Raw genomic sequence first — 14,782 nt, 5'->3', positions numbered from 1 at the left:
CTGTCTGAACGCGAGCCTCGCCGCCCCCCGAGTCTGTTTTGCGGATGCAAGTCAAACACCATCACTGTCTTCCCGGCGCCGTAGCCGGTTTGCTGACAAACGCTTGCCTGCGCTTCAGCAGATACCGTTCAAACGCGCTTCGTCACGTATCGCTTCTTGTCGCTGCGATTCGCGCAAGCGGCGCTCTCAGGCTCTCTTCCGATCTCTTCTGGATTCGAATGTCTGGACAGTACTTAGCGATATCCATGCCACGGTCCGCAAAGCCTTGCGGCTACGGGCGTCGAATAGGGGTGTGCGATGGCCGCGAGGAAAAAACGCAGGAAAATGTTTCGATGATGAAACGCGTGGCCGGAAAGCCGACTTATTGCGCGTTATTCGTTGCGCGCGGCGTTTTCCGGTGCGTTTTCCGAGCCGCTGCCGGAGACCTTGCCGGCGTTGTCGCGCGCGGCGGATTGCAGTACACGCAGGTCGTCGACGGGGATATGACAGCGAATGCGATGCGCGGACGGCTGACCCGCGTCACCGCTGCCGGCTTCGAGGAAGGGCGGGTCTTGCTGTTCGCAGATCGCTCCGAGTTTGCGTGGGCAGCGCGTATGGAACACGCAACCGGACGGCGGCGATGCGGCGCTGGGCAGATCGCCGGACAGCCGTATGCGGGCGGTGTTGTCGTGGGCGTCGAGTGTCGGCACCGAAGACAGAAGCGCTTCGGTATAGGGATGGTGCGGTCCGCCGAAGACTGCGGCTGCCGGTCCGATCTCCAGCAGGCGGCCGAGGTACAGCACCGCAATGCGATCCGACAGATAGCGCACCACGTGCAGATCATGCGAGATGAACACGTAGCTCACGCCGCGCTCGCGTTGCAGATCGGCGAGCAGGTTGAGGATCGCGGCCTGCACGGAGACGTCGAGCGCGGACGTGGGTTCGTCGCAAACCACCACGCGCGGCTCACCGGCAAACGCGCGCGCGATCGCCACGCGCTGCTTGAGTCCGCCGGACAACTGACGCGTGCGCGAGCCGAGATAGCGTTCGGGCAAACGCACGGCTGCTGTCAACGTAGCGAGTCGTTCGTCGATTGCAGCGCCACGCAACGCGGTAAGTCGCGACAACGCACGGCCGATCAGCCGCTTCACCGAATGTGCGCGATTGAGCGCCGAGTCCGGATTCTGGAACACGATCTGCAGCGACTTGACCTGCTCGTCGTTGCGTCGCGTGACGCGTGCGGCGAGGGGGGTGCCGTCGAGTTCGAGCACGCTGCCCGCGTCCGGTGTGAGCAGGCCGAGCATTAGTTTCGCTAGCGTCGTCTTGCCGCTGCCGGATTCGCCGACGAGGCCGAGCGTTTCGCCACTGGCGAGATCGATCGAAACGTTGTCGACTGCGCGCAGCGGAGCGCCGGACACGTGGAATGTTTTCGAGAGATTTTCCGCGCGCAGCACGAGAGCGGGGCGCTCGCTCTCACGCGACTCATCGCCACGCAGGGGCAGTCCTTCCGCGGATGCACGCGGCAGTTCGATTGCGCGTTCGTGGTAATGGCAGCGCGACATCTGATCGCCGTGTGCGGCACTCACGCGATAGGGCGGCGGTGCCTCACGGCGGCAGCGGTCGTCGGCGAGCCGGCAGCGGTCGGCGTAAATGCAGCCTTGCGTGACCGAGCCGGGCAAGGGCAAATTGCCCGCGATGGTGTCGAGCCGCTCGGTGTCCTTGCTGCGTCCCGTGGTCGGCAGACAGCGCAGCAGTCCAACCGTATAGGGATGACGTGGCCGCGCGAACACGTCCTGAGTGGCGCCTTCCTCGACCAGCTTGCCTGCGTACAGCACGCCGACGCGCTCGCACATCCGTCCGATCACCGCGAGGTTATGGCTGATGAACAGCACCGCAGTGCCGAGTTCTTCGCGCAGTTGCGCCACGAGGTCGAGCACTTCGGCTTCGACGGTGGCGTCGAGGCCGGTGGTCGGTTCGTCGAGAATCAGCAAGGCCGGGTTCGAGGCGAGCGCCATCGCGATCACCACGCGTTGCTGCATGCCGCCCGACAACTGATGCGGATAGCTGTCCATTACGCGCTCGGGTGCAGCAATGCGCACCCGCTGCAGAATCTCGACCGTGCGCTGCACGGCTTCGTCACGCGAAACACCGGCGGCTTCGAAGGCTTCCGTGACTTGCCGCGCGATCGTCAGTGACGGATTCAACGCGCGGCCTGGGTCCTGATAGACCATCGAAATCGCGTTCGCGCGCATCGTGCGCAACGCGTCGGCGTCGAGCTTCTGCACGTCCTGGCCGGCGATGATGATCTTGCCGGCCTTCACCTTGCCGTTACGCGGCAGATAGCGCAGCGCCGCCATCGCAACCGTCGACTTGCCGCAGCCCGATTCGCCGACGAGGCCATACGCCTCGCCGCGCCGCACGCGAAACGAGACGTCCTGCAGCACTTCGCGATCACGTCCGCGCATCCGGTATGTGACCGTCAGGCCGACGACGGTCAGCGCATCCGTGCGATCGCTCTTCGAGACGTCGAAGGCGGGGAACGAGGCGGGCGGCGGGCCGTTCATCGGTCGAGCACTCCTTGCACGCTATCGGCGATCAGATTCACGCCGACCACGAGCGAAGCGATGGCGCCGGCCGCGAACACCACGGTCCACCATGCGCCACCCGCCATCAATGCATACGACTCGGACAGCGCGAGTCCCCAATCGGCGGAAGGCGGCTGAATGCCGAAGCCGAGAAACGACAGCGTGGCGACCGCGAAAATGGCGTACCCGAGCCGCACGGTCGCCTCGACAATGATCGGCGGCAGCACGTTCGGCAGAATCTCGGCGAACATGATGTACGGCGCGCGTTCGCCGCGCAATTGCGCGGCGGCGACGTAATCCAGATGCCGTTCGGCGAATACGGCGGCGCGTACCGTGCGCGCGGTGATCGGCGTGAAGGTAATGCCGATCACGAGAATCACGGTGAAGTTCGATGCACCGACCGCGGCCAGCGCGAGCAACGCGACGATCACGAGCGGCAGCGCGAGCACGGCGTCGATTGCGCGGCCCACGACGTTGTCGACCCAGCCCTCGAAGTAACCGACGATCAATCCCAGCGCAGTGCCTGCGACCGTGCCGAGCAGGGTTGCCAAAGGTGCGATGGTCAGAATGTCGCGCGCGCCGACAATCACTCGGGAGAACACGTCACGGCCGAGCTGATCGGTGCCGAACCAATGCGTGCCATCAGGCGGCGTGAGCGAATTGAGCGGATCGGATGCATACGGGTCGATCCGTACGATCCATTGCCCGGCGATCGCACAGACGACCCACCATCCAACGATCAACACGCCGACCACAAACGTGGGCGAGCGCAGCAGCACGCGCAACTGGTCGAAGCGCGGTTCGGTAGCCGGACGTGGCGCAGGCGGCGCGGCCGGCGGAACAATGGTGCTCATTCGGCGCTCCTCACTCGCAGTCGCGGATTGAGCAGGATATGCAGTGCATCGGCGGCGAGGTTGGCGACGGTGTAGACCACGCCGATCGTCAGCACGCCCGCTTCGAGCATCGGAAAATCCTTGGCCTTGGCGGCGTTGTAGATCAGCGAGCCGATACCTTGATAGTGAAACAGCGTCTCGACCACCACGAGGCCGCCGATCATGTAGCCGAGCTGCGTGGCGGCGACGGTGATGGTCGGCAACAGTGCGTTGCGCAACACGTGCCGCCAGATCACGGTACGGCGCGGCAAGCCTTTGAGGATCGCGGTGCGGGTGTAGTCCGCATCGAGCGCTTCGACGGTGCCCGCCCGCGCCATTCTCGCGATGTAGCCGAAGAACACCAGCACCAGCGGCAGCACCGGCAGAATCAGATAGCGCAATTGTTCGAGCGCGCTCGCTTCGGGCGGATACGACGCTTCGATCGGCAACCAACGCAGCCACACGCCGAACACCAGAATCAACACGATCGACGAGACGAACTCCGGCACCACGGTCGCCGACAAACCGGCGATGCTGATGGTGCGATCGAGCCAGCGTCCCGCGTGCATGGCCGACCACACGCCGCCCGCAATGCCGAGCGGCACGACGACGATAAACGCGAGCAGACCGAGCTTGGCCGAATGCGCCAGGGCGTCGGCGATAAACGGCGCAACCGGTTCACGGTACGCATAGGAAAGCCCCATGTCGCCGCGCACGAAATGCGAGATCCATTCGACGTATTGCGTCATGAGCGGCCGGTCCGCGCCGAGCTGATGATTGAGCGCGGCGACCGCGCGTGCATCGGCGAGCGGCCCGAGCACCGCGCGGCCGATATCGCCGGGCAGCAACTGGCCGCCCGCGAACACGATCACGGACAGCAGCCACAGCGTAATCAACGACAAACCGACTCGCGTCGCCAGAAATCGCGCGACACGGCCGGCGTTGCCGCTGGGGACCGGAGAGGCGGAAGGGGTCACCGTGGTCGACATTGTGATCTCCTGCCGAAGAAGTGCCGTGCGCTTATGCGCTCAACTTCACGCGCTCAACACCGCGCGGTCGAAATACAGCTGCGCGAGCGCGGTAAAGCGCACGCCGTTCACACCCTTGCGCATCGCGATCAACTGATCGTAAAAGAACGGAATGATCACGGGCGTTTCGTCGAGCAGCAGCGTCTGGATCTGCCCAGAGATTTTCTTCTGCGTGCTAAGGTCGACTGCCGCGACGAACTGCGCGACCAGGTGATCGTATTGCGGGTTCTTGAAGTGCGCGGCGTTCCACGTGCCCGTGCTGGTGAGCGGCGCGTTCAAAAACACGTTCGGCACTCCGCGATGACCGTAGTCGGTGATGCCGAGCGGCGAGTCGAGCCAATCCGATTTGCCCGGTGTGCCTGCGCCGTAGTACAGCGACTGACTCTCCACCTTCAGATTGATACGCACACCGATCGCCTTCGCTGCGTTCTGCACGACCACCGCGAGATCGGGAATCTCCATGTACTTCTCGGTGGTCAGCGTGACGTCGAAACCGTTCGGCACGCCCGCTTGCGCAAGCAGTTGCTTCGCCTTCGCGATGTCGATCTTGCGTTGCGCGACGCCGGCATCGGAAGACGGAAATACCGGTGCGAACGGGCTGTCGTTGCCTATCTGCGCACGGCCCTTGAACAGACCTCGCACCAGCACGTCGCGATCGAGCGACAACGCCAGCGCCTGGCGCACACGCTTGTCCTTGAACAGCGGGTTGTCGTTGCGCATATGAATCTGACGATGCGCGCTCGACTTCACGCCGATTGCCTTGTAGTCCGGATTGTTCAGAATGCCGGCGCCGCCCTGCACGGTGAAGGTGCCCATCACGTCGGCCTGATGACCTTGCAGCGCGAGCATTTGCGCCTGTTCGTCGGCGTAGAACGAGAACTGTACGCGTTGCGGTAACGCTTTGTCGCCCCAATAGTCCGGATTGCGCACGAACGAGGCGCCGACCTTCGCCTGATACTTTTCGAGCTTGAACGGACCGGTGCCGATGAAGCTCTTTTCATAACCACCCGCATAGTTCGCGGGCAGGATCACGGCGTTGAAATTGTCCGAGGAAACGTAATACGGGAAGTTGCCGTTCGGCGCATCGAGATGGAAGGCGACCGTGTGCTCGTCGACGACCTTCGCACCGCCTTTCGACAGCACGCCCTTCAACACCGAGAGTGCCGCCGAACCGCTCGCCGGATCGGCGAGGCGATCGAAGGTGGCGACGACGTCTTTGGCGGTGAACGCCTGGCCGTCGTGGAATTTGACGTTCGGGCGCAGCGCGAAGGTCCACACGTCGCCCTTATCGTTCGCCTTCCATGACAAGGCGAGCGCCGGCTTCAGCATGAGTTTTTCGCCGTCGTCGTCGATCAGGAACTCGCCGGTCTGGTTCAGCAGCGCGAGGCTCGCGGCATCGTTCACGGTGAGCGGATCGACGGCGCCGGCGGGCGTCAGGTGGGCTACGCGGATTGTCTGGTTCGACGGACTCGCTGCGCCTTGCGCGCGGGCTCGCGGCGTATTCAGCACGCCGCCACCAGCCAGCGACAAACCGATCACGCTCGCATAGCGCAGCAGATCGCGGCGCGTGATGCGGCCGGCGATGAATTCGTCGATGGCGTGATTGCCGTAGGCGTCGGCGGTGCGGCGGGCTAGGTCGAGTTCGAGAAATCGGTCCGCGGGAGTCTTCATCGATGGAGTGTCCAGTCCGTTCTGCTGTCGGTTCTGAAGGGCCGCGCCGGATACGCGCGACAAGGCGACTTATTGCAATGACGAAAAGCTGCAGCGCGCTGCAGTGTCGAAAAGCGGTTTCAGTGTAAGCGATTGCCCGCCGGTTCGGCGCGCTTGCAGCGCGGTCCGGTCTCCGTTTGGCGTATAAAAGGGCCGACGTGTGTCGTCACGACAACGCTCGCAGGCTGTCTCGCACGGCCTGCGCGAAGCGCACGATGCCGCAGCGCGGAAATTGCCGTTGCGCCGTCGCCGCCGTGGAAACCTTACCGATCCTCCGCGTAGGCAAACTGGATTTACCGCGCAACCGTGTCGGCGCGGCGCCAGCGATGGAACAGCACCGAGCCGATCCAGCACGCCATGAAGGTGGCGATGATGCCGTAACCCAGTACGCCGAAGCGTTCGTTGAGGCCCGCCACCGCATGCCAAACACCGCCGTTCAAACCGAGTTTGTCCGACAGCAGTCCCAGCGCTTCGACGCCGCCAATGACGATCGCCACCACCGCTGAAACGAACGTGATGCTCGCGTTGTAGTAGAGCTTGCGTTTCGGATCGTCCATGGCCCAGCCGTAGGCGTGGACCATCAGCACGTTGTCGGTCGAATCGACCAGTGTCATGCCCGCGGTGAAGAGCGCCGGGAACACGAGGATCGAATACAGCGGCAGACCTTTGCCGGCTTCGGACGCGGCGATCGCCAGCAGGCCGATTTCGGTCGCGGTGTCGAAGCCGAGGCCGAACAGCACGCCGACCGGGTACATGTGCCAGCTTTTCGTCACGAGCCGGAACATCGGCCGCAATGCGCGCGACAGCAGACCGGCGGGCGCGATGTTTGCCGTCGTTTCAGCAGCGAGTTCACCGCCGCGTTGGACGTGGCGATAGCGGCGCCACACGTCGCGCAGGATCACGAGGTTCACGCATGCCAGCACCAGCAGAAACACCGCCGAGACGACGGTGCCAATCGGACCGCCGACCGCCTTGAAGGTCTCGAAGCGGCCGTGCAGCGAGTGCGCAGTCCACGCAATGCCGATCGTCGCCAGGATCACGATCGTCGAATGGCCCAGCGAAAACGCCAGGCCCACGCCGAGCGGCCGCTTGCCCGCCTGCATCAGCTTGCGCGTGACGGCATCGATCGCCGCGATATGGTCCGCATCCACCGCGTGGCGCAGACCGAAGCCATAGGCGAGCAGCGCGGTGCCGAGCAGCAGCGGATAGTGGCGAAACGCGATCAGCGCCCACGCCCATGCGCCGAGATTGGCGGCGATCAGGACGGCATACAGCGTGATGAGGCGAGGGCGCAGCGAATCGGTCGGCATCATGAGTTGCGTGAAAGAGGTTTAGTGATCGTGCGGATGCTTGTGAATCGGATCGACCCAGAAGACCGTTTCCGGCGCTTCCACCGCGTCGATATTCAGATTCACCACCACGGCTTCATTGTCGCTGCGCACCAGCACGCATTCGAGCGGATCGTCGGTACTGGCGTTGATTTCCTGATGCGGTACATAGGGCGGCACGAAGATGAAGTCGCCCGGGCCCGCTTCGGCCGTGAACTCGAGATGCTCGCCCCAGCGCATGCGTGCCTGGCCTCGCACCACGTAGATCACGCTTTCGAGCGCGCCGTGATGATGCGCGCCGGTTTTCGCATTCGGATGAATCGTCACGGTGCCGGCCCAGATTTTCTGTGCGCCGACGCGCGCCGCGTTGATCGCCGCCGCGCGGTTCATGCCCGGCGTTTGCGCGGTATTGCTGTCGAGCTGGTCGCCCTTGATGACCTTGACGCCGTGCTCGCGCCAATCGATCGGCGCCGGCGCGTGCTCGTCCTTGTGCTCATCCTTGTAGTGCGGGTGTTCGTGATCCTGGCTCATGGTGTGTCTCCTCATGGGCGTTAGTCCGGGCGGTCGGCACGGCGCCGTTTGGCATTTTTGCACGTTCAAAAACGTGTGTGTTGCCGGCTGCCCCAAGCGGCGTCGCGGACGAAAAAAAAGCCCATCCACAGGGGACGGGCCTTTTGCTGTCTGCTTTCATTGCGTCGCATTGCGGGTTGCAGCACATGACGTGTTGCAACCCGCGGTGCTTACTTCTGCTTCGCGTTGATCACGGCTTCCGCGACGTTGTTCGGCGTTTCAGCGTAGTGCTTGAACTCCATCGTGTAAGTCGCGCGGCCTTGCGTTGCCGAACGCAGCGACGTCGAATAGCCGAACATCTCCGCGAGCGGCACTTCGGCGCGCACCAGCTTGCCGCCACCGCCGGCGATGTCTTCCATGCCTTGCACCATGCCGCGACGGCTTGACAGATCGCCCATCACGTTGCCCATGAAGTCTTCCGGCGTTTCCACTTCGACGGCCATCATCGGTTCGAGCAGCACCGGCTTGGCCTTGCGCATCGCGTCCTTGAAGGCCATCGAACCGGCCATGCGGAACGCGTTTTCGTTCGAATCGACGTCGTGGTACGAACCGAAGGTCAGCGTCACCTTCACGTCGACCACCGGATAGCCCGCCAGCACGCCGGCCTTCAGTGTTTCCTGAATGCCCTTGTCGACTGCCGGAATGTATTCACGCGGAATCACGCCGCCCTTGATCGCGTCGACGAATTCGTAGCCCTTGCCTTGCGCCGACGGTTCGAGCGTGATCACCGCGTGGCCGTACTGGCCGCGGCCGCCCGACTGCTTGACGAACTTGCCTTCGACGTCTTCGACCTTGTTGCGCACCGTTTCGCGGTAAGCCACCTGCGGCTTGCCGACGGTCGCCTCGACGCCGAACTCGCGCTTCATCCGGTCGACCAGAATTTCCAGGTGCAACTCGCCCATCCCGGAGATGATGGTCTGGCCGGATTCTTCATCCGTCTGCACGCGGAACGACGGGTCTTCCTGCGCCAGACGATTGAGCGCGATGCCCATCTTTTCCTGGTCGACCTTGGTCTTCGGCTCGACGGCCTGCGAAATCACAGGTTCCGGGAAAATCATCTTTTCAAGGATGATCACGTGTTGCGGATCGCACAGTGTGTCGCCCGTGGTCGCTTCTTTCAGGCCGACTGCCGCGGCAATGTCGCCGCAGTAGACTTCCTTGATTTCCTTGCGCTCGTTCGCATGCATCTGCAGGATCCGGCCAAGGCGTTCTTTCTTTTCCTTGGTCGCGTTGTAGACGGTATCGCCCGAATTCACCACGCCCGAATACACGCGGAAGAAAATCAGCTGGCCCACGAACGGGTCGGTCATGATCTTGAAGGCGAGCGCGGAGAACGGATCGTCGTCTTTCGGATGACGCTCGATTTCGTTGTCGTGCTCGTCGTGACCGGTAATCGCGGGGATGTCGAGCGGCGAGGGCAGATAGTCGATCACCGCGTCGAGCATGGCCTGCACGCCCTTGTTCTTGAACGCGCTGCCGCACAGCATCGGCACGATCTCGTTGGCGATGGTACGCACACGAATGCCGTGCTTGATTTCCTCTTCGGTCAGCGTCCCACCGTGCAGGTATTTGTCGAGCAATTCCTCGCTCGCTTCAGCGGCAGCCTCGACCATCTTGTCGTGCCATTCCTTCGCGGTGGCCTCGAGCTCGGGCGGAATGTCCCGGTACTCGAACTTGATGCCCTGGTTCTCTTCGTCCCAGTAAATCGCCTTCATCTTGACGAGGTCGACCACACCCTGGAAGTGATCTTCCGCACCGACCGGGATCTGGATCGGCACCGCATTGCCCTTCAGGCGCTCGCCAATCTGCCGTTGCACGCGGAAGAAGTCCGCGCCGACGCGGTCCATCTTGTTGACGAACGCAATGCGCGGCACCTTGTACTTGTTTGCCTGACGCCACACGGTTTCGGATTGCGGCTGCACGCCGCCGACCGAGTCATACACCATGCAGGCGCCGTCGAGCACGCGCATCGAGCGCTCGACTTCAATCGTGAAGTCGACGTGACCCGGGGTGTCGATGATGTTGATCCGGTGTTCCGGATAGTTGCCGGCCATACCCTTCCAGAAAGCAGTCGTGGCAGCCGATGTGATCGTGATGCCGCGCTCCTGCTCCTGTTCCATCCAGTCCATCGTCGCAGCACCGTCGTGAACCTCGCCGATCTTGTGGGTCACGCCTGTGTAGAACAGGATGCGTTCAGTGGTGGTGGTTTTGCCGGCGTCGATGTGAGCGCTAATGCCGATATTCCGGTAGCGCTCGATGGGAGTCTTGCGGGGCACGTGAACCTCCTTGAAATGGCGCGCCTGAAACGCTTGCCGGGCGGCAGTCTGTGCTGCCCGGGGAGCCTTGGATGCTGCTTTGCCAAGAATACTAGGATAGCGCGTCGGCCTGTCTTTTGCAGGAATCTTGCCAGCCGCGTGTGAAGGCCTGCTGGTATGGGCTCGCGCGACGTCGCCGGCCTCTGCCGCATGGTGCCGGGCATCGCACGCCGCACGCTGGATGCAAAAAAGCCGGCGCCTCGTAAAAGGCACCGGCTTTTTTTCAAAAGCAGCTGCTGAAGAATCGGCAGGGTGTCGTCGTGCTCGACGCGCCTTCTTTATTGCGCGGCCGGCAAGCCCTGGATTTTCATGCCCGGTTTGATGCCTTTCGACGAGAACCAGCCCTTGCTCATTTCCAACGCATACACGCCGTTGTTCTTCGGGCAGTGATTGTTGGTGGTCTCGGCCTGCATCTCGTCGATATCGGTGACCGTGCCGTCGGCGCGCATGAATGCGATCGACAGCGGGATCAACGTGTTCTTCATCCAGAAGCAATGCACGGCGTTTTCATTGAAGACGAACAGCATGCCTTCATTCGGCGCGAGCGTCGTGCGATACATCAGACCTTGTTCGCGGTCGGCGTCATTGGCGGCGACGGCTGCGTCGATCACGAACATGCCCGCGGTCAGCTTTGCGCGCGGAAAGTCGCCAGGCTGCTTCGCGCCGGCCGGCATCTGTTGCGCATGAGCGGGGGCAGCGGTGGTCGCGGCGAACGACATCGCGGCGAGCGGCAGTGCAACGGCAACAGCGAAACGCGCAATCAACGAGCGCATGGGAAATCGCACGGCATGACTCCTTGCTGGAATTTAACTCGCGAATGTTACGCGAGCGCGTCAAAAACAAAAAGGCAGATCGCCTTGCGGTGATCTGCCTTTCAACGCCGTAAGAACGGCAATGAAGCTAGTTCTTGACTGCGTTTTTACAACAAACTTACTCCGAAGCGCCCGAAGCTGCAGCTGCTGCTGCTGCCTTCTTGTGCGACTTCTTGTGAGCGTGCTTCGTGGTCTTCTTTGCCGACGAAGCTGCTGCTGCCGGAGCTGCCGAAGCTGCTGCCGGTGCCGAAGCTTGTGCGAATGCTGCCGTTGCGAAGAGGCCAGCGACCAGAGCGGCGATCAGTTTGTTCATTTTGTGAATCCTCAGCTTTAGTTGATTAACCAAATGACCCGGTTATATGTAGAGTCATGTCGGTAAACGTGCCATCCACCTTTCGGTTGACAGCCGCATCGAACATTTTTTTCGACGCGTCTGCTTAGCGCTCAGACTCCCCGTACTCACCGCCAGAGCGGCGTGTGCAAAGGCCCTTAAGGCTGAATGCCGGATAGCTTCGGGCGGCATCTGCGTCGAATAACGCGTGAGCTCGCGCACCGGTTGACGTGAATTTCGTGGAAAATTTATATGCCAACGTGCTGAAGCAAATGAATGGCGGCAGAGCGATCGCGAACGCAATTGTTTCACGCGTTTTTCATATTGGTTTCACGCGCTAATTTGTTTGCGGATACAACGAGTTAGCTTTTTCGCCGCGGGTCGAAATAGCGGTTCGATGCGGATTCAGTGCAGACATGGCGTGCATGCAAATGCGTTCAGGCGATGCCTTCCCATGGGGCCTTCAGCGGCAACTCGACACTCTCTCCTGGCTGCAACCCGAGCGAAAAAATATCGAGTGCCCCGATACCGGCGCGCACGAGACGCAATGTCGGGAAACCCACCGCAGCGGTCATGCGTCGCACCTGGCGGTTCTTGCCTTCGGTGATCGACAACTCGATCCACGTGGTCGGAATCGCGGCGCGATAGCGGATCGGCGGCGTGCGAGTCCAGAGCGAGTCGGTCGGCTCGACGTATTCGGCGCGGCAGGGCCGCGTCACGTAATCGCCGAGATCGACACCGCGTGCGAGCTTCTTCAAGGTGGCATCGTCGACTGCGCCTTCCACTTGTGCCCAATAACGTTTGACGAGTTTGTGACGCGGCTCGGCGATGCGTGCCTGCAGCGCGCCGTTGTCGGTGAGGAGTAGCAGCCCTTCGCTATCGGAGTCGAGCCGGCCCGCCGGATAGATGCCGGGCACTTTCACCCAGTCGGCCAGCGACGCCCGCGTTTCGTGCGGCGAAAACTGGCAGATGGTGCCGAACGGTTTGTTCAGGGCGAGGAGTCGCATAGAGGAATCGATGAAGGTCGAGCGGCGGCCGGAGCGTGCCGCGCAGGCCAGGAAGGGCGCCAGCCCGGTAGTAAATGGCGGAATAATAATGCATAATGACCCGCGTTGAGTCTTATGTCTTATATAAGACATAAGAATAAGCAGCGTTGCTAGTTTTGATTTTCGACAATGTTGGAAAACCCCGAGCCGCATACGGACTCGGGCCTGCGTCGGCGTGGGCTAGAATAGGCGTCCAGGCCGCTCGCAGGCGTCCGGCATTGCGTAGCGAGGAGCACCCAGTTTCCGCAGTCTCCCATCAGCTTTCAGCACAGCCTTCACTGGAGTCCGATCATGCCGTACCAGCACATCAAGGTTCCGACCGGCGGTGACAAGATCACTGTCAACGCAGATTTCTCGCTCAATGTTTCCGACCAGCCGATCATTCCGTATATCGAAGGCGATGGAACGGGCCTCGACATCACGCCGGTGATGTTGAAGGTGGTGGATGCCGCGGTAGAAAAAGCCTACGCGGGCAAGAAGAAAATCCACTGGATGGAAATCTACGCCGGTGAGAAGTCGACCAAGGTGTACGGCCCGGACGTGTGGCTGCCGGAAGAGACGCTACAGGTGCTGAAGGAGTACGTCGTCTCGATCAAGGGGCCGCTCACCACGCCGGTCGGCGGCGGTATCCGTTCGCTGAACGTCGCGCTGCGTCAGGAGCTCGATCTGTATGTCTGCTTGCGCCCGGTGCAGTACTTCAAGGGCGTGCCTTCGCCGGTGCGTGAACCTGAGAAGATCGACATGGTGATCTTCCGCGAGAATTCGGAAGACATCTATGCCGGCATCGAATGGCCTGCCGGGTCGGAAGATGCGAAGAAGGTCATCAAGTTCCTGCGCGAAGAAATGGGTGTGAAGAAGATCCGCTTCCCGGAAACCTCGGGGATCGGTGTCAAGCCGGTGTCGCGCGAAGGCACGGAGCGCCTCGTGCGCAAGGCGATCCAGTATGCGATCGACAACAATCGCCGCTCGGTCACGCTGGTGCACAAGGGCAACATCATGAAGTTCACCGAAGGCGCGTTCCGCGACTACGGTTATGCGCTGGCGCAGAAGGAATTCGCCGCGGAGCTGATCGACGGCGGTCCGTGGATGAAGATCAAGAACCCGAAAACGGGTGGCGACATCGTGGTGAAAGACGTGATTGCGGATGCGTTCCTGCAGCAGATCCTGCTGCGTCCTGCGGAATACGACGTGATCGCCACGCTGAACCTGAACGGCGACTACATTTCGGACGCGCTGGCCGCGCAAGTCGGTGGTATCGGGATTGCGCCGGGGGCGAACATGTCGGATTCGGTCGCGATGTTCGAAGCCACCCACGGCACGGCGCCGAAGTACGCCGGCAAAGACTACGTAAATCCGGGTTCGGAAATTCTTTCGGCTGAAATGATGCTGCGTCACATGGGCTGGACTGAAGCGGCCGACCTGATCATCAAGTCGATGGAAAAGTCGATTCTGCAAAAACGGGTCACTTATGACTTCGCGCGCTTGATGGAAGGCGCGACGCAGGTGTCCTGCTCGGGCTTTGGGCAGGTGTTGATCGAAAACATGTAAGCGATTCGCGCTGGTTTTTCCAGCCTGAGTCAAAACCCCGGCGCCGTGAGGCGGTCGGGGTTTTTTTACGGCCGGCGGCGGATGAGTATCGAAAGCATTCGGAAAGAGAGGCGGGTGTCCGATATTTGGGTATTCGCGTTATCCCCGCCTCAAGCAATGGTCACGATTTGCCGTAAATCAGAATGTGCCGCCCCAAAAAAGAAACCCGGCATGAAGCCGGGTTTCAAAAGGACGGGTAACGAACGGTATCAGGCAGGTGCCTGGATGTTCGATGCCTGTTTGCCTTTCGGGCCTTGCACGACCTCGAAGGTTACTTTTTGACCTTCCTTGAGGGTCTTGAACCCATTCATCTGGATGGCCGAGAAGTGTGCAAACAGATCCTCACCACCTTCGTCAGGCGTGATGAATCCGAAACCTTTTGCGTCATTGAACCATTTGACCGTACCAGTTGCCATTCCAACTTCCCCTGTAACTCATGTCACTACCACGAGCCCTCGAAAAGCTCGACGACCGCGCGATGCAGCCGCTCCCTCCTCACAAGCTCACCATCGGCATTTTTTCGATTTATGGCGCAGTGAAAAAAGTGCCAGCTTGATTGTTGAGGCTCTTTATTCGAGTGTCAAGAAAATTTTGAGACGTCGTTGTCGCGTTGCAAACA

12 protein-coding genes are annotated in these 14,782 nt (G+C 61.5%); 1 reads left to right on the top strand and 11 read right to left on the bottom strand.

Annotated elements, in window-relative coordinates:
* Positions 1–371: 371 nt before the first annotated feature.
* From KHO33_RS10490 to KHO33_RS10445, 10 genes are all read right to left on the bottom strand, one after another.
* A complete protein-coding gene (locus KHO33_RS10490; RefSeq protein ID WP_200564733.1) occupies positions 372–2,543 on the bottom strand; it encodes an ABC transporter ATP-binding protein in 2,172 nt (723 codons plus the stop codon).
* On the bottom strand, positions 2,540–3,418 hold the full coding sequence (locus KHO33_RS10485) for an ABC transporter permease (RefSeq protein ID WP_200564732.1): 879 nt from the start codon (positions 3,416–3,418) through the stop codon (positions 2,540–2,542). The genes KHO33_RS10490 and KHO33_RS10485 overlap by 4 nt, the downstream gene beginning before the upstream one ends.
* On the bottom strand, positions 3,415–4,425 hold the full coding sequence (locus KHO33_RS10480) for an ABC transporter permease (RefSeq protein WP_200564731.1): 1,011 nt from the start codon (positions 4,423–4,425) through the stop codon (positions 3,415–3,417). The genes KHO33_RS10485 and KHO33_RS10480 overlap by 4 nt, the downstream gene beginning before the upstream one ends.
* A gap of 45 nt (positions 4,426–4,470) precedes the next feature.
* On the bottom strand, positions 4,471–6,135 hold the full coding sequence (locus tag KHO33_RS10475; protein ID WP_200564730.1) for an ABC transporter substrate-binding protein: 1,665 nt from the start codon (positions 6,133–6,135) through the stop codon (positions 4,471–4,473).
* Between the two features lie 332 nt (positions 6,136–6,467).
* Positions 6,468–7,487, bottom strand: a complete 1,020-nt coding sequence (locus KHO33_RS10470) for a HoxN/HupN/NixA family nickel/cobalt transporter (protein WP_054042661.1) — start codon at positions 7,485–7,487, stop codon at positions 6,468–6,470.
* 18 nt (positions 7,488–7,505) lie between these two features.
* Positions 7,506–8,033, bottom strand: coding sequence for a cupin domain-containing protein (locus tag KHO33_RS10465; protein WP_054042658.1), 528 nt, complete (start codon positions 8,031–8,033; stop codon positions 7,506–7,508).
* A gap of 209 nt (positions 8,034–8,242) precedes the next feature.
* Positions 8,243–10,348 (bottom strand): elongation factor G, encoded by a 2,106-nt coding sequence (gene fusA / locus KHO33_RS10460; protein ID WP_054042656.1) that lies wholly within the window; start codon positions 10,346–10,348, stop codon positions 8,243–8,245.
* Between the two features lie 317 nt (positions 10,349–10,665).
* Positions 10,666–11,172, bottom strand: a complete 507-nt coding sequence (locus tag KHO33_RS10455) for a DUF192 domain-containing protein (protein ID WP_054042654.1) — start codon at positions 11,170–11,172, stop codon at positions 10,666–10,668.
* Positions 11,173–11,317: 145 nt separating this feature from the next.
* The gene (locus KHO33_RS10450) at positions 11,318–11,512 is read right to left on the bottom strand and encodes a hypothetical protein (RefSeq protein WP_011489640.1); all 195 of its coding nucleotides are present in this window, start codon (positions 11,510–11,512) and stop codon (positions 11,318–11,320) included.
* Positions 11,513–11,967: 455 nt separating this feature from the next.
* Positions 11,968–12,537, bottom strand: a complete 570-nt coding sequence (locus KHO33_RS10445; RefSeq protein ID WP_200564729.1) for a pseudouridine synthase — start codon at positions 12,535–12,537, stop codon at positions 11,968–11,970.
* Positions 12,538–12,867: 330 nt separating this feature from the next.
* Between KHO33_RS10445 and icd the strand changes: the two genes are divergently transcribed.
* Positions 12,868–14,124, top strand: a complete 1,257-nt coding sequence (icd, locus tag KHO33_RS10440; protein ID WP_054042652.1) for an NADP-dependent isocitrate dehydrogenase — start codon at positions 12,868–12,870, stop codon at positions 14,122–14,124.
* Between the two features lie 248 nt (positions 14,125–14,372).
* Here the strand turns inward: icd and KHO33_RS10435 are convergent, their stop codons facing one another.
* Positions 14,373–14,579: a cold-shock protein gene (locus KHO33_RS10435; RefSeq protein WP_007180614.1), complete on the bottom strand. Its 207-nt coding sequence runs from the start codon at positions 14,577–14,579 to the stop codon at positions 14,373–14,375.
* Positions 14,580–14,782: the final 203 nt, after the last annotated feature.

It is taken from the genome of Paraburkholderia nemoris, from assembly GCF_905221015.1.
GTDB classification, from domain to species: Bacteria; Pseudomonadota; Gammaproteobacteria; order Burkholderiales; family Burkholderiaceae; genus Paraburkholderia; species Paraburkholderia nemoris.
Note: the sequence above shows the minus strand (reverse complement) of the source record. Positions and strands in the feature narration are given on the sequence as shown.